Genomic DNA, 18,394 nt, shown 5'->3' on the forward strand with positions numbered 1-18,394 from the left:
TTCTTACGTAATAGTAGTGGTCGTCCATACAGGACGACAACATCGTTTCTTCTTGATATTTTAGCACTGTTGATAGATTAACATCAAGTATGTAATGCAGAATCACACTTTAGAGAAGCTCGGTACCCTTTGTTTCTTTGCCAAGGAACAATACCGCTAATGCACCGATAATAATTGTTACAAAAAATAACATAAAGATCGAGCCAATCGCCATAGATTTACCTACTAGAACCCCTACCAGCAAAGGTGCGATAATGCCCCCAATCCGGCCAAAGGACGTTGCTAAACCAGCACCTGTGGAACGAATAGCCGTTGGGTACAGCTCTGGCGTATAAGCGTACATGCCACCCCAAGCGCCAAGATTGAAGAAGGATAAACAAATTCCGGCAGCCATCAGCATTCCTTCAGTAGTCGCATTTCCGAACCATGCAGCGCTAACCGCAGTGAACAGCATATAGATGACTAGGACAAATTTACGTCCGAACTTTTCAATAAAGTAAGCGGCAGTAAAATACCCAGGCAGCTGAGCGAGCGTCATAATAAGCACATACTCGAAGCTTTTGACCAAGCTGAAGCCTTTAAGTACCATAACTGTAGGCAGCCATAGAAACATGCCATAATACGAGAACACCACCGTAAACCATAAAATCCACAACATAATTGTAGAACGGCGATATTCTGGCGACCATACGGTAGCGATTCGTTTCTTTAAGGAAACGGGTGCCTTTTTAATCTCAGCAAATTTCGGTGAATCATCAATCGCCCGTCTTAGATATAAAGCGTAGAGTGCAGGTACAGCCCCAATTCCGAAAGCTATACGCCAGCCATAATCAGGGATAATGAAGAACGCGATTAATGCAGATGCAATCCAACCGACTGCCCAAAAGCTCTCCAAAAGCACAACCGCACGGCCTCTCTCCTGAGCAGGCATGCTCTCTGAGACCAAGGTAGAAGCGACAGGCAGCTCTCCGCCAAGGCCAAACCCAGCAATAAAACGAAGCACACAGAGGATCGCAAAGCCTGTTGCAAATGCAGATAATCCGCTTGCCCCCGAGAAAATAAGGAGTGTCCACAGCAATACCGGTTTACGACCAAAGCGGTCTGCTAATATTCCTGCCGCTGCAGCACCTACTGCCATACCGACGGAATTAATACTAGTCAATATACCGATCTGCTCCGGTCCCAGATTCCAATCCTTAGCTAAAGCTGCTACAACAAAAGAAATCATTCCGACGTCCATCGCATCGAACATCCAGCTCAAGCCAGCGCTGAAGAGTAATTTCCTTTGTTTCGGATTCCGCAGCAGTGTCATTTGATTCACTTCGAAGCCCCCTTATTTCAACCTGCTAACTAATAAAACTTACTTTTGATTGTTTCACTTATACATTTTAAAATTGAAGTGCTCAAAAATCAAGAAATAAAGCAGCATTAAAGTATTGCCTAGCCAGCGATTGAAAATAACAGGTCTGCACAGAAATTGTGGCGATAAGCAGCATATTTCGAACGGATTCTCTCTGCGCTCTCGACAAATGTGTCAGCCGGTTAATTACACGATCTATAGAGCTTTTTAACGAGGTATCTTCTTTCCAAGAGAACTCCTTGTGCAACACTTGATCTACTTTACATTGCGTCTGAATCGATGGATTGCTTTTGATCTCCTCAAAAAGCCCTGCATATGCGTAATACAGCTTGGCCGGTTCAATTAGATCATCATCATCGCGATCCGGCTTTAGGAACATTAGCTGGAACAATTGGCGAATACTTTCAAAGTTAAGGGCTGATTTGAGATCATCAATAATAAACAAAAGCGCCGCCTGATTAACCGAATATTTCTTTCCTTCTTTAGGCGAACCGAGATATTCCTTGAAGTCGCGCTTGACCCAATTTTGCATAGCTGTGACGGTCAATGTGGAATACTCTATAAGATGGCCCAATGAAGCAATTTCACCAAGTGAAAAGCCTTTTACATGGCCGCCTTTAATGATCTTTTGTAATATGGGTGGAACATTGGTTGATAAAAAAGCGGGTAACGAAGTCCCCTTTTGTAATTCTTCACGGTGAAACTTTGCCCATGCCTCTTGGAGGATATTCAGCGGTTTCCGGTCTGACAATCCGGTCAATGAGAGCAGTAGACTGGACATCTCCACACGAGTCAATGCAAATGATTCCATATCTGTTTCCCTCCACCATTTGATATTTTACTGAAAAGTTCGTAGAATAGTTCATAAGAACTCATAATAATGAGTATAACCTATTTTAGGAACGAAAGGGATGGTAAAGATTATATGGGTATAGGACTTAGTTTGACGTTGGTGGTTATTTTGATTATTTTAACCGCTTTTTTTGTAGCAACAGAATTTGCATTGGTGAGACTTAGAGGTAGCCAGATCAGTCAAATGGTGCTTGACGGAAAGAAGAATGCCTTAGCAGTACAGAAGGTATCCGCTAATCTCGATGGCTATTTATCCGCTTGTCAGCTCGGGATTACTATCACTGCGCTGGGTATTGGTGCACTGGCAGAGCCTGCATTCGAACAGTTATTGCTTCCTATTTTCGACTGGGCCAATATCAGTTCTAGTGTGAGTCACCCTCTTGCGTTTTTACTCGCATTCATCATTGCAACATTCTTACACGTCGTTGTCGGAGAACTTGCTCCGAAGACGGCAGCTATAAACATTCCGGAAAAAATCGGTCAAATTACTTCACCGCTGATTATTTGGTTCTACAGAATTTTGTACCCTCTCATTTGGTTCATGAACGGTTCCGCTAATATGCTTGTTCGTCTTTTTGGGATGAAACCAGCTAGTGAGCATGGAGACGCGCATAGTGAAGATGAGATTCGTTTGATCCTGTCCGAGAGTTACGAAAGCGGGAAAATCAATAAAGCCGAATATGGCTATGTTAACCGAATCTTTACTTTTGATGAGATGCTCGCCAAAGAAATCATGGTTCCGCGAACCGATATGGTATGTCTTTTTACCAATCATTCGTTGAAAGAAAATTTCGAAATTATCCGCAAGGAGCAATATACTCGTTTCCCTGTGGCACAAGGCAGCAAGGATAATATTATCGGGATGATCAATACAAAACAGCTCTATTTGCAGTATGATAACAATCCTGATTTTGATTTCCACAGCTTAATTCAACCCGTACTGACAGTATCTGAGGTGACACCGGTCAAGAATCTTCTAACTCGTATGCAGTTGGAGCGTGTGCATATTGCCTTGCTGCTTGATGAATATGGTGGAACATCCGGTCTCATCACGATTGAAGATATTTTGGAAGAAATCGTTGGTGAAATCCGTGACGAGTTTGACGGTGATGAACGCAGAGAAGTCGAAAAAATAAGCGATACTAACTATCTATTCGATGGTAAGGTATCTCTGTTAGAGGTCAAGGATCTTACAGGGCTTGATTTCGAAGATGAAGAAGTGACCACAGTTGGAGGTTGGGTATACAGTCATATTACCGATCCAGCCATTGGCAAAAGTATTGTTCGTGACCATGTAACATTGACCATCCGCGAGATGAACAGATACCGTGTCCGCAAGGTTGAAGTTGTTATCGAACAATCAAGCAACACTGAATCATCATAAATTACGAAATCATAACCTTTATTCATAAAAAAAAGGATAGGGTCATCAGATTAAATCTGATCCTCTATCCTTTTTTCTTTTGGGAGAATTTTACTCATATAATATTCGTCCACCCACTCACCATCGATAATAAGAGATTTCCGCTTCGTCCCTTCGATTTCAAACCCGTTCTTGATATATAGCGCCAAAGCAGCTTGATTATGGGTCATGACGGATAACTCAAGACGAACAATCCCATTGTTCATAGCCCAGATGTCCATCTCACGGAACAGGCCAGCTCCAATCCCTTTCCCCTGATATTGTTTCTGAATCCCGATCACTATGTACGCGCTATGTCTATTGCGTCTAACACTTCCACCTCTAACAGACAAGTAACCTGCCAAATGATTGTCAACCTCTGCCCCTATAAGAATTGAAGTTTTCCCTGCCAGAAAGCTTTCGAGCATTTCTTTGACCTGACAAAGACTAGCTTGTCTTTCATCCGGTTCCAATAACATAAATTTGGACTCCTGGTCTAACTGATGCTGAAGTCGAAGCAATTCACCTGCATCCTCCGGCACCAGCTCTCTAAGTGTGACCATCATATCATCACTTCCAATCGTAAATAACTATAAATACTTCTTGAACAACTTGCTGGAGCTGCCATCATAACCTAGATGCTCGTAAAAACGATGCGCTTCTTCTCTCTTTGCAGCACTTGATAACATAATCTTAAGGGCTCCCTTGAAGATTGCTACATTCTCGGCATGTCTCATTAGCATTGCGCCATACCCTTTTCCTCGTACTTTTTCAGCCACAATAACTCTTTCTATAACAGCAAAGGGCCTATCGTCACACAAAGCATCCATACAAAAATGAAGATGTAACGACCCGACAATTATTCCTTGTTCTTCGTACACATAAAGAAAACTATCCGGATGATCTGCTATCTGCTTCAGTCGCTCAGGGGATACATGAATAGCTGGATGCTCAGGTAGCAAAATCCGGTATAGTTCTTCAATATTGATAGCGTCTTTGGGCACAGCTTCTCTTATCATTCGTCTACTCCCTTCTATATAACGCTTAACAACGACAGACCATAATCACATTTCCATCGGGATCTTTAAAATTAAACCAATGATCATGTTCGATATCCGTCAGAATCTCTCCTCCGTTGGCCTTTACATAATCATAAGCAGCATCAATGTCCTCGGTGTTTAGATGAAACGAAGGGATGTTTAGAACAGATTCAGCGGTGTAAATCTTACTGTCCAAAACGATGCCCGGTCCCTGCATAGGGACTACATATAAATGGCCGAATAATACCTCTCCATCTAGTGGCAGTCCAAGCAATTGGCAATACCATTGTTTAGATTTCTCAATATCCTTTACCGGAATAAAAACAGCACCAATCTGATTCAGAATCGGACTTATCATCATTAAGAAAGCCTCCTCTTTAAAGTTGACGGATAGGGTGTTATTCTAGAATAATTCGATAAAATATGTCAATTACCTCCCTCCATTTAGGGAAGGGCTGGTAAGTTGTGTTATAATTCTGTGAGCATTACTCCAATATCACGTACGTCAGGAGAATTACATTGGCTAACCTGAACTTCGGTGGTTTTAAAATGACCCCGCCCAAAGTTTTATCACTAGGATTCTTAATCCTTATCACTGCCGGGACTTTTCTGCTTAGTCTCCCGGTCTCCTCAACATCCGGACAAATATCCTTTATCGATGCCTTGTTTATGGCGACTTCAGCCACATGTGTTACAGGTCTTGCAGTCATTGATACGGGAACTCAGCTAACTACCTTCGGACAAGTTGTTCTACTCATTTTATTTCAAATCGGAGGATTAGGCTTTGTAACGATGGCTACTTTGATTACCTTGGTCCTTAATAAACGGATATCCTTGAAAGAGCGAATCCTTTTGCAAGAATCTATGAACCAAAATTCGATGCAGGGAATTGTACTCTTAATCCGTAGAGTCCTGATCTATTCTCTTGTTATTCAGCTGTCGGGTGCCGTGTTGTTTGCTGGAAGGTTTATGATGGATATGCCCTTTGGGAAAGCAGCATATTATGGGATTTTTCATAGTATATCTATCTTTAATAATGCAGGCTTTGATCTCTTCGGTGATATTCATGGACCCTTTAGCGGACTTACTCGTTTTGTAAATGATCCCATTGTTAACTTCACCTCAATGAGCCTCATATTTCTTGGAGGGATTGGTTTTATCGTTCTGTCTGATCTTATGGACTTTCCTAAACGCAGAAGACTCACTCTTCATTCAAAGGTTGTTCTTTGGACTTCTCTTATATTGATTATTATTGGTGCGGGGCTGTTTTTCTTACTGGAGTATAATTCTACGCTGAAGCCCTTGAGTGCAAGCGGAAAGTTTTGGGCGACCTTTTTACAAGCGGTAACTCCGCGATCTGGTGGTGTCACCACCATTGAAGTTCCACTTTTACGGCAATCCACACAATTTCTGATGATTCTATTGATGTTTATCGGAGCTGCACCTGGGTCGACGGGTGGAGGAATTAAGATCACTACATTCGCCGTACTGGTTACTGCGGTAGCTGCACGATTACGGGGGAAAGAAGATATTGTAATGTTTCGCCACCGGATCGCTAAAGAAAATGTATATAGAGCCCTTACCATCACATTAATGTCTCTCATGCTGCTTGTCATCGCTACGATGTTATTATCCTTGACCGAGAGCGCTGAATTTCTAACTGTACTTTTTGAAGCTGTATCTGCTTTTGGAACCTCAGGCTTATCTATGGGCCTTACTCCGGAACTGACTACGGCAGGAAAGGTTCTAGTGATTATCCTGATGTTTATGGGCCGGACCGGACCACTTACACTTGCTTATGCTTTGAAACCAAAAGGTAGTAAAGAACTGTATCGTTACCCAGAAGGTAAGATAACGATTGGATAGTCATGATATGGCCAGCGGCTACCAGATAATGCCGCTGGCGTCATATCAATAATAGTATTATTCTTCCACGATTTCTTGTTGATCAAGTGCCGCATCCAGCAACTGATTGTACACATCATCGTCATTCTCCAGCAATGCATCCGTTTCTAAGAACTGTTCCTCGCTCCCAGGCTCACCCGCAAAGCTTAGACTGTAATCCCATTCCGTTCCTCTTGTACTGAAGAAAGTAATTTCATATGGAGCCTTATGATTTTCGAGAGTGAATACAGTCCTCCCTACATAACTTTTATCTTCTTTACGGCTCATTTCAGCACTTACGATCTCTAAATTCATCCACTTATCTTCCTTCCTATCATCAAATCAGCTACCCTTTCAGTATATCATTGAAATGATTGTAATTCCTTCTCTTTGCTCTGTAAATTCCACGTAATTGACTTTTTTCATCCGGCGGTTAATAATTTAGTACAATGCTTGTAAAGTACTAAACTATTAGTAAATGGAGGAAATTACAATGACTGATTTTCAGGCTAAGCTTAGTAAATATGCAGATTTAGCTGTACAAATAGGTGTTAATGTTCAACCCGGGCAAATTCTAGTGGTGAATGCACCGATTCTTGCCGCTGATTTCGTACGTCTAATTACCGCTAAGGCATATGCCATCGGAGCAAGTTTAGTTAAGGTGAACTGGAGTGATGCGAGCATTACACGCCAACAGTTTGAACACGCTGCGCCAGAGGTATTCACTCAGCCTCCTACTTGGTACGCAGGTGAAATGACTGAATTCGCCGAAAAAGGTGCGGCTATCCTTAACGTGATCGCTGAAGATCCTGATGCACTTAAAGGTATTGATCCAGTACGTATCTCCAATTTTCAAAAAGTACGTGGAGCTGCCCTCACCAAATATCGTGAAATGCAAATGTCCGACAAAGTTAGCTGGAGTATTGTAGCTGTTCCTTGTCAAGCTTGGGCGGATAAAGTGTTCCCTGAGGTTCCAGCCGAAGAACGTGTAGATAAACTCTGGGAAGCCATTTTCCACACCGTGCGTCTTGACCGTGAAGATCCAGTAGCTGCATGGCAGGAGCATCTCGACACCTTAGAACAAAAAGCAAATGTACTCAATGCAAAAAAATATAAAAAGCTGCATTACATAGCACCTGGCACTGACCTTAGCATCGAGCTTCCTGAAGGCCATATCTGGGCACAAGGAGACAGCATTAATGCAAAAGGTCATTCTTTTGTAGCCAATATGCCTACCGAAGAAGTCTTCACTGCACCACTAAAAACTGGTGTTAATGGCACTGTAAGAAGCACAAAGCCACTTAGTCATGGCGGCAACATCATCGATGGCTTCTCTATTAGCTTTGAGAACGGCCGTATTGTAAGTGTTACTGCTGAGCAAGGTCAAGAAGCGCTAGAGCACCTCATTAGTATGGATGAAGGAGCGAAATACTTAGGGGAAGTTGCCTTGGTTCCTCATAAATCCCCTATTTCTGAATCCAACATTCTTTATTACAACACATTGTTTGACGAAAATGCTTCTAATCACCTTGCTATAGGTATGGCTTATGCCTTCTGTTTAGAAGGCGGTAAAGACATGAATCCAGAGCAGTTAATTGAGCATGGCCTCAACAATAGTGTAACCCATGTGGATTTCATGATCGGGTCAGCTGAGATGAACATTTACGGGATAACTGCTGATGGAACTGAAGAACCTGTCTTCCTGAATGGAAACTGGGCGTTCTAATTTAAGCACACAAGAGATACAGGATATTGGGAGGAATAGAAACTATGTTGGATTTCAAGCAAAAGCTGGAGAATTACGCATTGCTGGCCGTGAAGATTGGCGTTAATATTCAACCGGGTCAGACACTCGTTGTGAATGCAGATATTGTATCCGCAGAGCTTGTGCGACTTGTGGTTCGTAAAGCCTATGAAGCCGGCGCGAGACTTGTAAAGGTAAATTATAGTGATGAAGTTGTATTACGTACACGTTATGATCTTGCTCCATCCGATTCCTTCCTGGAGCCGCCGCAGTGGCAAGCCGATGAATTAGAGGATCTTGCTAAAAAGGGAGCCGCATTTCTAACCATTATCTCCGCTGACCCAGATCTTTTAAAAGGCGTTGAACCTGGAAGAATTGCCGATAATCAGCGTATCTCTGGGCAGACCCTAGCGCCATATCGTGAGTACTTAATGGGAAATCATGCGAGCTGGAGCGGTCTTGCCTTCCCATCAGCCTCTTGGGCGGCAAAAGTGTTCCCTGATGCTCCATCCGAGCAGCAGGTTGAACTGTTATGGGATGCCATCTTTAAAGCCACACGTGCGGATCAGGACGATCCTATTGAAGCATGGAGCCGCCATTTAGATGGACTCAAAACTCGTTGCGCTTCCTTGAATGAAAGTAAGTTTCGCAAGCTGCACTATACAGCACCTGGTACAGATTTAACTATTGAGTTGCCAGAAGGACACATCTGGTGTCAGGCAGGAGCTGTGAACGGTAAGGGCGTCCCTTTCTTAGCCAATATTCCTACGGAAGAAGTGTTTACTGCCCCTTTGAAGTCTGGTATTAATGGTAAAGTGAGCAGCACTAAGCCACTTAGCTACGGCGGCAATCTAATCAATAACTTCACGCTGACCTTTGAGAACGGTAAAGTGATTGATTTTACTGCTGAAGAAGGCGCTGAAACTTTGGCATCACTAATCGCGCTGGATGAAGGCTCTTCCTATCTTGGCGAAGTTGCTTTGGTACCTTTCCACTCTCCGATTTCTGAGAGCGGTATTCTTTATTACACTACGTTGTATGATGAGAATGCCTCCTGTCATTTGGCTTTAGGTGCAGCTTATGCCTTCACAATTCAAGAAGGAATTACGATGACTAAGGAACAGCTGTTGGAAAAAGGAATGAATCAAAGCCATACCCATGTTGACTTTATGATGGGCTCTCCTGAAATGAATATTGACGGAATTAACGATGATGGAACAACAGTACCTATCTTCCGTAATGGGGATTGGGCTTAAGGCTTAAACAACACCCGTTAGATCCTAGATAGAACCAACTTCAAACAACCCGCTTAGCTCTCTAATTAGAGAGTAAGCGGGTTGTTTTTGTTTTAACAATAACATTTCAGGTGGTGAAATGCCCAAATTTGAATAAATGTTCAATATTTGTTCACACTATTGTTGATTTCCGTTCACAAATATGTCACAATACAATTAAGGATTGAATTTCCAAGGAGGGGATTATCATGTTGAGAGACCCAGTATCCAAAGAAGTTGACAGCATCGAAGAAGAACAGCTAGAAATTCAACCACCGGTAGATTCAAGAATTGTTGCATCTAATGCTATTAAATACACTGCCTATGTTATGCTGCTTTTTGGATTCTTGTATTTCCTGATTGCTTACTTGGCGCCTATGTTGGAACCTTAATGTGATGGATATAACTTTATTGGAAAACGCTTACGGTTAATCACTCTCTATGGAGTAGTGATTAACCGTTTTTATTAATTCCATGAGAATGCTTTGTTTGTCCAAGCTATTGCTGTAGGCGACCATACCCCGTTCATCTTCGATTGTATCCAAGCTATGGCCTCTTCTCTATCCCCTTCAAAAGCGGATAAACCGTTATCTGACATCCAGTGACTGACCGTCTCGAACGAGGTACTACTCCAACCATTTACTTCACCTTCATCATTCAGGCGTTGCTTGATGCCTGAGATCACCATATCTAAAGATCCTTGCAGCTCAGTAACCGCGTTATCGAAGGCTGTTTTCTTTTCTTTTGCCTTCATATCAGCCTCTGCCCGAAGTTTACGTGTATCAATACCTTCATGTTCACGAACAATCTGCAGCAAGGTCACAGCTTCTTTACTAGCCAACCCATCCTTATACCGCTCTTCAATAGATTTGGTACTGCCTGCTGCTGCTACAAATGCCGGGAACCACTCCCTTGAGACCAAAATAGCCTTTTTCTTAATAAACTTTCCGTATCCTGCAAGGCCCTCACCTGGAAACTGCGCACGCCATGACCACGGATCTAAATCTGTTCCAGTATGCCAATTCTCGGGCTTAGTTAAGCCGTTTAAAGACGGGTGCCCGGGGATGAGCGCAGCAAGCGGTAAAATCCCCAATTTCGCAATAACCTCTGCTGTTTCACCATAAGTGGTGACACTACCTTGTTCATATTCCTGACCCATTTGTTCATCATCTCCTAGATCTAATTTAATCAGATTTCATATTTCCAATTCCGGTTATAAAAGTGCTAATCAAGCGGGTTAGACTCTCGTTAGTATCGAGCGCCATACCGAATCCACCCTTTTGCTCCAATGAGGCGAATCCATGCAGGATACTCCGTAATCCCCTTACGGCATGAAGTTCTCCTTCTTCGCCTAATTGATAACTCTTCATCACCTGAATTATAAACTGCAAAATATGCTCACCAGCCGCTTCAAGCTCCGTGTTCTCCTGCTCAGGCGCTCGTAGTGTAGTCTCATACAGACCTGGTCTACTCCTAGCAAAATCCACATATGCCCGGCCCATCGCGTGTACAGCAGCATCTCCATTTAATCCTTCAGCTGCGTTCGACATGCTTGTAAATAATAACTCTAATCCGTAAATGGCGAGCCCAGTCCGCAAATCCTGCAGTCCATTTATATGGTTGTATAATGACGGGGAACGAACACCTAGTTTACCTGCTAATGCAGCCAAGGTAACCGCCTCTATACCTTCATCATCGGCAATATCTGCTGCTCTAATCACTAGTGTGTGACGATCTAATCCTGCTCTAGGTGACATTTAATTACTCCTATCCTGAATCATTTGTGCCTTACGTATGGCTTTCTCCATCTCCTGCTTTGGCGCTTTCAGTAAGTTGCCGTGACCAACAGCAAGTAAAGCTGGAGATAACTCTAGAAGCTTAATCGCACTATTCAGAGCTTGAGCTTTATTCCATGTAGCCATTGCTGGAAAAGGAAACAGGGGGATGATGGTTCCAGCCACCGCAGTTCCCCGGAAGGTCTGAAGAGCATCCCCAACGATTACAGCACCGCTGCGTGAATCAAGGAAAGACATAGAGCCGGGGGTATGTCCTGGAGTGTGAATCGCTGTTAATGATCCAATGGTATCCCCTTCGTGGAGAAGGACATCTGGTTTTGTAGCTATCTTCTTCGGAACGCCTCCCTTAATAGGGGTCTGAGGTTCTCCTTCCCGAAGTGAACGATCTCCACGAAGTAATGCCGAATCTCGCTCAGCGATGTACACCTGAGCCTCTGGACGTTGCTTTTTTAGTCCATCCAGTGCCCCAATATGATCATCATGCGCATGCGTTAAGATTATACGTGTAAGCTTCTTATTTAGCTTCGCTTCAGTCTCCATAATTCCTTTTAGACTAAATGGCATAGCGGCATCTATTAAAGTTAATCCATCCTTTTCCTCAATAATGTAACAATTCACTGGAAAAAAATTTGGCATCCAAGTCAACTGCAATAAATGACCTTCACGTGTTACTCTCATCCTTACCCCTCCGATAAACTAATGATATTAGCTTAAATATAAACTAATGATATTAGTTTTGCAAGAGATTGTTATCTTTAATATTTAATATTTAATATTTAACTCTCAATGTTCTTGTCAGCATTTTTGTTGGATTTATTAATTATGTACCACATCGCCCAAGTGATCCCTATGAAAAAAACAACCGCCCCCACGAGAGTACTCGATATATTTTTTCTAATATCCACTTCTCCCGCTTCTCTAAAATCAAGCAAAAATGTTAACGTGGCCCAAATAATCGTGCTGATAACACCCGATATTAAATGAATCTTCTTAAACCGTCTGAGTTCTCCTTCCTTACTCGGCAGCAGGTATATCCCATCTTTGACACAACGAACGGTAACATACAAGCAACCTAACAGCATAATCCCAAAAGTATCTACCCAATATTTGATGTCCCATTCCAGGATAAATACTTTTACCAAAAGGCTGATCATAAATCCCACTAACACAATCAATAATCCGTGCGTACTAAACTTCTGAATTTCTGTGATAATTCGTTCGTCTTTAATCTTTGGCCCTTTCACAACTAATCCTCCCAAAAAATATCGTTTAATGACGTATCTAACGCCTTGCAGATGGCTATGCACAGCTTAATCGTCGGGTTATAGTTACCAGCTTCAATCAGGCCGATCGTCTGCCGTGTAACCCCTACAACTTCCGCTAACTGTTCTTGGGAAAGATTCTTTTGGATCCTTGCCAGCTTTAACTTGATGTTTTTGTTCTCTCCCACTCCATAACCTCCCTTTAATGTTTGTGATGCATTCCATTTTCCACCATTGTAATCTATATCGGTCATTATGTACATTATATATTACATTTGTTTATTGGGATCAACATTTCACTTTAGGATCGACGTGTCATTTTAGGATCCAGACTTCATTTTCCATTCCCTCTCCGTCAGGAAATACTTTCTCCCCACCGTTGGATCAAATGGTGAAGAGTGATTGTAACTGAGTCCATAGCCAGTCAGCTGCGATGCCTAACTCGCCGCCTTTGCTAGTATGTAAGTACACTTTTGCCAATAGTTCGGACTCAGATGACCTTATTATGCAAATTCGAGTGTTTTCTGCGGGTTATCGGACTCAATTGCAGCTATTTACTCAAAACCACACCAATTCTGCGCCTTTACAAGGTAATAAGAGCTATGGGGTCCGATACTTCTACAAAATGACTCAAAAAGCTCAAATAGCTGCAATACAGTCCGCAACATGAGGTTCTTTAGTTAGTTTAGGTTAGTTTGGGGTTAGTTTGGGGTTAGTTTGGGGTTAGTTCGCTTATTCGCCGTTGCATCGGACTGAGGAGTCCTTATTTCGTATATTTGCAGCTAATTGACGTGCTATCGGACCCAGTTGCAGCTATTTACTCATAACCACACCAGTTCTGCACAGTTACATGGTTATAAGAGCTATGTGGTCCGATACTTCTGCAAAATGACTCCAAAAGCTCAAATAGTTGCAATACGGTCCGATGCGGAGGTCAGTAGGATATCACTAGGGAGCCCGTAGGAGGTCTGTATGAAGCCCGCTGGAGGTCAGTAAAGATCATTAAGAAGTAAGTAGAAGGTTGAGCCACATCAGCAGAGGAACCAGCAGCGAAACGTGATCAGCACCTAGCACCCAGTAGCCCTCCCCCTACTATCGCTAGTCAAAGTAACAAAAAAAAGCATCCCTAAGGATACTTTTGATCTTTCGATGCTTTTGATCTTTCGATCTTTTTGATATTTCGACGCTTTTTCGATGTTTATGATCTTTCCGCTTTTAATATACGAATGCCTTCGACTTTCCTTATTCCACTACGCCATTCTCTGGATAGAAGTCTACGATCTTCAGCAGCTCCGAAGCGTCTGTGCGTGGACGGCTGTCAGGTACAGTTTCCGGATATCCGGCATGGATCATGGCTACAATTTTTTCGCCGGGCTTCACACCAATTTTAGTGCGGAATTCAGGGTTGTTGATGTATGGATCAGTCTTCCAAATCGTTCCTACACCTTGTTCCCAAGCTGCGAGCTGGAAGTTCTGTACTAGTGCGGACGCTGCTGCAAAATCCTCGTCCCACTCTCTTTGCCGAGGATCTTCAGGCATCACTACGATTACTGTTAATGGAATATTCGAGATATATTCTTTACGTTTAGCAGCCACTTCTGGATCAGCTATAGCACGTTTTACAAAAGCAAATGCAGATTCAGCTAGGAATTTCGAACCTTCCCCTTGAAAAGCAATAAATCTCCACGGCTCACGCACACCATGATTCGGTGCCCATACCGCTACATTTAATAATTCCTCTAAAAGGCCTTGTGGAAGTGGATCTTTTTTAAAAAGCTTAATCGAGCGTCGTTCTTTTATTATTTTGGCCACACTATTCTGTTGAGTCTTCTGAGATTGCGTCATAAGATCCACTCCCTAATATAGCAATAATGATAATCATTATCACAAATGATACAGCATCTTTCTGCCTTTTGCAAATAATAGGCAACCATTCGAATCACAACTCTTGAATTCACAAAAAAACACCGTTCCCGAAAGAACGATGTTCACAGCTTCAGCCGAATCGGCCCATGATATATTCTTGCGTCATTTGATTCTCTGGATTGGTAAAGACTTTATCCGTCTTATCATATTCGACAAGGGAGCCTAGATAAAAGTATGCGGTATAATCAGAGATCCGAGCTGCCTGCTGCATATTATGTGTCACAATAACGATGCGAAGCTCTTCTTTCAACTCCTTGATTAGCTCCTCTACTTTACCTGTGGAGACCGGGTCTAGAGCTGATGCTGGTTCGTCCAAGAGCAGAATTTGCGGGTTAACCGACAACGCTCTAGCAATACAAAGGCGCTGCTGTTGTCCACCGGAAAGTGCAAGTGCTGAATCTTTTAAACGATCCTTTACCTCATCCCACAATGCTGCTTTGCGAAGACTGCTCTCAACAATCTCATCAAGAGCCTTTTTGCCTTTAATGCCGTGATACTTAGGTCCAAAAGCGATGTTATCGTAAATCGATTTATAGAACGGATTTGGCTTTTGCCATACCATCCCGATCTTCTGACGCAGCTTAATCACATCCGTACCCGGAGCATTAATATCCACTCCATCAATCCAGATGCTTCCTTTTGTTTTTGAGCCAGAAATTTCGTCATTCATCCGGTTCAAAGAACGAAGAAAGGTTGATTTACCGCAGCCGGATGGGCCGATCAGTGCAGTAACCGTATTTTCAGCAAATGGAAGGCTTATCCCCTTTACTGCCTCATATGTTCCGTAAAAAATACTCAGGTCTTCGGTTTGAAAAGATTCACGCACTGCTGTTGCCGACGTTCCCATCGATTACTCCTCCTACATCTCTACTTTAATTTGTATGATTAGTTCATTCTTTTTGAAGCTGTAAGCTTACGATAAATAAATCTTCCGAAATAACGTGCTGCCAGATTGAAGATTAACACCATAATTACAAGCACCGCCGAAGCTCCCGCAGCAATCTGTGCAGCATCTGGAGCTAGACCTTCACTGTTGACCTTCCAAATGTGGACAGCCAGCGTTTCCGCTGGACGGAAGGGATTCAGTGGCGAATTCGCACTAAGTGGATTCCAGTTGGTGAAATCCAATCTAGGGCTACTCATTCCTGCTGTGAACATCAACGCAGCTGCTTCCCCAAAGACACGGCCAGCGGACAAGATAGTACCTGTAATAATTGTAGGTAATGCTACCGGAAACAACACCGAGGTAACAATTTTCCACTTGGATAATCCTAGTGCAAAACCGGCCTCTTTTTGTTGTTTTGGAACACTACGAAAAGCTTGCTCCGTAATCCGCACCATCAGTGGTAGATTAAAGACCGTCAATGCCAATGCACCGGAGATTAAGGAGAAGCCTAGATTGAAATAGTTAACAATCAGCAATAGACCAAACAAGCCGACTACGATGGAAGGGAAAGATGACAATACTTCAACAATCAAGCGAATAAAGCCGGTAATCTTACCGGGACGAGCATATTCCGCCATATAAATACCGGCACCCAGTCCAAGCGGAACTGTAATAATAAGTGTCAGTACTAACAGGAATAAGGAGTTAAATAGCTGTGGTCCGATCCCTCCACCTGCACGAATCTTTTGCGGTGCGGAGAAAAGAAAATCCCAACTGATATGGCTTAAGCCTCTAAAGAGGATATATCCCAAAAGTCCAAGTAGAATGGCAACGATGAGCATCGCGAAAAATACAATAAGACTGGTGGCAATTTTATTTACGGTTCTCGGCTTCAAATTTTATTTCTCCTTTCAAGCATTCTCACAAAGAAGACAAATACGAAAGTCATCAGCATGAGAACCAGTGCCATACTCCACAGTGCATTATTGTGAGGTGAGCCCATGGTCGTGTTCCCCATACCGAGTGTGATCACACTGGTCAAGGTAGAAGCTGACTCAAAGAGTGATTTTGGTACGAATGGCGCGTTCCCGATAACCATTTGTACAGCGAGTGCTTCACCGAAAGCACGAGCCATTCCCAATACAATCCCTGTCATTATGGCAGGAAAGGTTGTTGGAATAATCACCCGCGAAATCGTCTGCCACCGGGTGGCACCAAGCGCATAGGAAGATTCTTTTAAGTTTTGCGGCAATGAAGCCAGCGCGTCTGCAGCCACGCTTGTAATCGTCGGAAGAATCATTACCGAGAGCACAAGCGCGCCTGCAGCTACCCCGATGCCTTGGCCCGGCAGGTTGTTGCGTAGAAACGGTACAATTACACTTAATCCGATGAAACCATATACTACCGAAGGAATCCCTGCCAAAAGCTCAATAACAGGTTGAAGTAATTTTTTGCCCCACCCTGGAACAATCTCAGTCATAAATAACGCAGCGCATAAGCTAAGTGGACTAGCAATCAATGCGGCAAGCAAAGTAACCAGAAAGGAACCCGAGATAAATGGAAAAGCTCCGAAGGAAGGCGTATCCGCTTCTGGCGACCACTTTGTACCGAATAAAAATTCAGAAACTGTAGCATTACCACTTGTGAAGGTTGAAATTCCTTTAGACGCTACAAAATATACCATCGATACAATGATTGTTATCAACAGTAATACACAGAAGGACATATAAGTACGTCCAACAAAATCTTCAATATGATGTTTTTCGAATCGTGAGTTCTTTAGTTTCACCCTCAATTGCTCCCTCTTTCTAAAGTGAAAAGAGAGGCAGATGTATCCGCCTCTAATCACTTGAGATTCTAATCAATAACATTGCCTAGAATTTAATTACTTAGCGGTAACAGTTCCTGCAACGTCGCGAACAACTTGCATTTTAACAGCTGGGATGTATCCAAGTTCAACAACTTCACCAGTTTGCACTTCGTCAGTTAAGAAAAAGTCGAGGAATGCTTTTACTGTCGCGTTAGGTTCACCATTTGTGTACATATGCTCGTAAGCCCACACTGGGTATTTACCAGAAACAACATTATCAACAGATGCTTCCACACCGTCAAGACTAAGTGTTTTAATGGAATCATCCAGGTAAGAAAGAGCAAGGTATCCGATTGCCCCTGGAGTTTCACCGATCATTTTCTTAACCGTACCGGAGGAATCTTCTTGAATCGAACCTGGGATATCTTCTGTTTTGGTTCCAAGTGCAAAGCTTTCAAAGGTTGCACGAGTACCGGAGCTGCCTGGACGGTTGATGATTTGGATTTTTTGATCCGCTCCGCCTACTTCAGACCAGTTAGTGATTTTACCAGTGAAAATGTCCACCAGTTGTTGTTTAGTTAAGCTATCCACACCAGCATCAGGATGAGCTACTGCTGCTATCGCTACTACTGCTACTTGATGATCTACGAGTGCTGCTGCTTTTTCTGCATCTGCATCTTTTAATTTTTCTTCTGCGAATACGTCAGAGTTTCCGATATCTACTTGTTTCTCAGCTACTTGAGTAAGACCAGTACCACTGCCACCGCCTTGAACTTGAATGTCCACGCCAGTGTTTTTATCCATGAAATTCTCTGCTACCAGCTCAACCAAGGGTTGTAATGCTGTTGAACCAGAAGCCAGAATCGAACCACTTATTTCAGCGCCGCCGCTTCCTTCGTTAGTTGCTGCAGCGTTTCCTCCTGTGTTGTTTGCCCCGCCGTTACCGCAAGCCGATAGTGCCAGTACGCTTGTTAAAGCCAAAGTCATGATCCAAGATTTTTTGAATTGCATTGTTTTGTCTCCTCCTAAATGGTTTGTTAGCATGGCTCCCTGATCAGTTCATACCAAACTGGCTTCGAAAGCTTTAACATGGTGTTGTGGAGCTTGGCCCCCATATGCATGGTTACTGTAAAAGTTCATCAAACGCATATGTTATAT

At 43.0% G+C, this 18,394-nt stretch carries 21 protein-coding genes; 5 read left to right on the forward strand and 16 right to left on the reverse strand.

Going from position 1 to position 18,394, the window contains the following annotated elements; genetic code table 11:
* Positions 1-109 precede the first annotated feature (109 nt).
* Complete coding sequence (locus MKZ16_RS17150; RefSeq protein WP_143759100.1) at positions 110-1,321, reverse strand: MFS transporter; 1,212 nt, start codon at positions 1,319-1,321, stop codon at positions 110-112.
* Positions 1,322-1,403: 82 nt separating this feature from the next.
* Complete coding sequence (locus MKZ16_RS17155; RefSeq protein WP_036676915.1) at positions 1,404-2,171, reverse strand: DUF1836 domain-containing protein; 768 nt, start codon at positions 2,169-2,171, stop codon at positions 1,404-1,406.
* 114 nt (positions 2,172-2,285) lie between these two features.
* Here MKZ16_RS17155 and MKZ16_RS17160 point away from each other — a divergent pair, with 114 nt between their 5' ends.
* On the forward strand, positions 2,286-3,596 hold the full coding sequence (locus MKZ16_RS17160; RefSeq protein WP_036676912.1) for a hemolysin family protein: 1,311 nt from the start codon (positions 2,286-2,288) through the stop codon (positions 3,594-3,596).
* Between the two features lie 50 nt (positions 3,597-3,646).
* Here the strand turns inward: MKZ16_RS17160 and MKZ16_RS17165 are convergent, their stop codons facing one another.
* From MKZ16_RS17165 to MKZ16_RS17175, 3 genes are read right to left on the reverse strand one after another with little or no spacing between them, the layout of a single operon-like run.
* Entirely contained in the window at positions 3,647-4,180 is a 534-nt protein-coding gene (locus tag MKZ16_RS17165; RefSeq protein ID WP_036676909.1) for a GNAT family N-acetyltransferase, read from the reverse strand.
* Between the two features lie 24 nt (positions 4,181-4,204).
* On the reverse strand, positions 4,205-4,633 hold the full coding sequence (locus tag MKZ16_RS17170) for a GNAT family N-acetyltransferase (RefSeq protein WP_076106756.1): 429 nt from the start codon (positions 4,631-4,633) through the stop codon (positions 4,205-4,207).
* A gap of 25 nt (positions 4,634-4,658) precedes the next feature.
* Positions 4,659-5,012, reverse strand: a complete 354-nt coding sequence (locus MKZ16_RS17175; protein WP_036677380.1) for a VOC family protein — start codon at positions 5,010-5,012, stop codon at positions 4,659-4,661.
* A gap of 191 nt (positions 5,013-5,203) precedes the next feature.
* On the opposite strand from MKZ16_RS17175, the gene MKZ16_RS17180 reads away from it, so the two are divergent.
* The gene (locus tag MKZ16_RS17180; protein WP_036677378.1) at positions 5,204-6,520 is read left to right on the forward strand and encodes a TrkH family potassium uptake protein; all 1,317 of its coding nucleotides are present in this window, start codon (positions 5,204-5,206) and stop codon (positions 6,518-6,520) included.
* 57 nt (positions 6,521-6,577) lie between these two features.
* Here MKZ16_RS17180 and MKZ16_RS17185 read toward each other — a convergent pair whose 3' ends face one another.
* Entirely contained in the window at positions 6,578-6,853 is a 276-nt protein-coding gene (locus MKZ16_RS17185) for a hypothetical protein (protein ID WP_038571400.1), read from the reverse strand.
* A 178-nt stretch (positions 6,854-7,031) separates the two neighbouring features.
* Here MKZ16_RS17185 and MKZ16_RS17190 point away from each other — a divergent pair, with 178 nt between their 5' ends.
* From MKZ16_RS17190 to MKZ16_RS17200, 3 genes are all read left to right on the forward strand, one after another.
* Complete coding sequence (locus MKZ16_RS17190; protein WP_038571402.1) at positions 7,032-8,264, forward strand: aminopeptidase; 1,233 nt, start codon at positions 7,032-7,034, stop codon at positions 8,262-8,264.
* Between the two features lie 44 nt (positions 8,265-8,308).
* Positions 8,309-9,538 (forward strand): aminopeptidase, encoded by a 1,230-nt coding sequence (locus MKZ16_RS17195; protein ID WP_076099098.1) that lies wholly within the window; start codon positions 8,309-8,311, stop codon positions 9,536-9,538.
* 227 nt (positions 9,539-9,765) lie between these two features.
* Positions 9,766-9,948: a hypothetical protein gene (locus tag MKZ16_RS17200; protein WP_036676895.1), complete on the forward strand. Its 183-nt coding sequence runs from the start codon at positions 9,766-9,768 to the stop codon at positions 9,946-9,948.
* 74 nt (positions 9,949-10,022) lie between these two features.
* On the opposite strand, the gene MKZ16_RS17205 is transcribed toward MKZ16_RS17200, so the two are convergent.
* The 10 genes from MKZ16_RS17205 to MKZ16_RS17250 all read right to left on the reverse strand — a co-directional run bounded on the left by MKZ16_RS17205 (position 10,023) and on the right by MKZ16_RS17250 (position 18,247).
* Entirely contained in the window at positions 10,023-10,715 is a 693-nt protein-coding gene (locus MKZ16_RS17205; protein ID WP_036676892.1) for a hypothetical protein, read from the reverse strand.
* Positions 10,716-10,740: 25 nt separating this feature from the next.
* Positions 10,741-11,313, reverse strand: a complete 573-nt coding sequence (locus MKZ16_RS17210) for a TetR/AcrR family transcriptional regulator (protein WP_076106759.1) — start codon at positions 11,311-11,313, stop codon at positions 10,741-10,743.
* Positions 11,314-12,030 carry an MBL fold metallo-hydrolase gene (locus tag MKZ16_RS17215; RefSeq protein ID WP_076106761.1) on the reverse strand — a complete coding sequence of 239 codons (717 nt, stop codon included), beginning with the start codon at positions 12,028-12,030 and terminating at the stop codon, positions 11,314-11,316.
* 98 nt (positions 12,031-12,128) lie between these two features.
* The gene (locus MKZ16_RS17220; RefSeq protein WP_038571413.1) at positions 12,129-12,596 is read right to left on the reverse strand and encodes a DUF6773 family protein; all 468 of its coding nucleotides are present in this window, start codon (positions 12,594-12,596) and stop codon (positions 12,129-12,131) included.
* A gap of 2 nt (positions 12,597-12,598) precedes the next feature.
* Complete coding sequence (locus MKZ16_RS17225; RefSeq protein WP_036676881.1) at positions 12,599-12,802, reverse strand: helix-turn-helix transcriptional regulator; 204 nt, start codon at positions 12,800-12,802, stop codon at positions 12,599-12,601.
* 1,054 nt (positions 12,803-13,856) lie between these two features.
* The gene (locus tag MKZ16_RS17230; protein WP_052097075.1) at positions 13,857-14,459 is read right to left on the reverse strand and encodes a nitroreductase; all 603 of its coding nucleotides are present in this window, start codon (positions 14,457-14,459) and stop codon (positions 13,857-13,859) included.
* A gap of 151 nt (positions 14,460-14,610) precedes the next feature.
* Complete coding sequence (pstB, locus tag MKZ16_RS17235; RefSeq protein ID WP_036687516.1) at positions 14,611-15,387, reverse strand: phosphate ABC transporter ATP-binding protein PstB; 777 nt, start codon at positions 15,385-15,387, stop codon at positions 14,611-14,613.
* A gap of 38 nt (positions 15,388-15,425) precedes the next feature.
* Complete coding sequence (pstA, locus tag MKZ16_RS17240; RefSeq protein ID WP_036687518.1) at positions 15,426-16,322, reverse strand: phosphate ABC transporter permease PstA; 897 nt, start codon at positions 16,320-16,322, stop codon at positions 15,426-15,428.
* Complete coding sequence (pstC, locus tag MKZ16_RS17245) at positions 16,319-17,221, reverse strand: phosphate ABC transporter permease subunit PstC (RefSeq protein WP_036687519.1); 903 nt, start codon at positions 17,219-17,221, stop codon at positions 16,319-16,321. Before pstC ends, pstA begins: the two co-directional genes overlap by 4 nt.
* A 90-nt stretch (positions 17,222-17,311) precedes the next feature.
* Complete coding sequence (locus MKZ16_RS17250) at positions 17,312-18,247, reverse strand: phosphate ABC transporter substrate-binding protein PstS family protein (protein WP_036687522.1); 936 nt, start codon at positions 18,245-18,247, stop codon at positions 17,312-17,314.
* Positions 18,248-18,394: the final 147 nt, after the last annotated feature.

It is taken from the genome of Paenibacillus sp. FSL R5-0928 (assembly GCF_037970385.1).
Classification (GTDB): Bacteria; Bacillota; Bacilli; order Paenibacillales; family Paenibacillaceae; genus Paenibacillus_AQ; species Paenibacillus_AQ odorifer.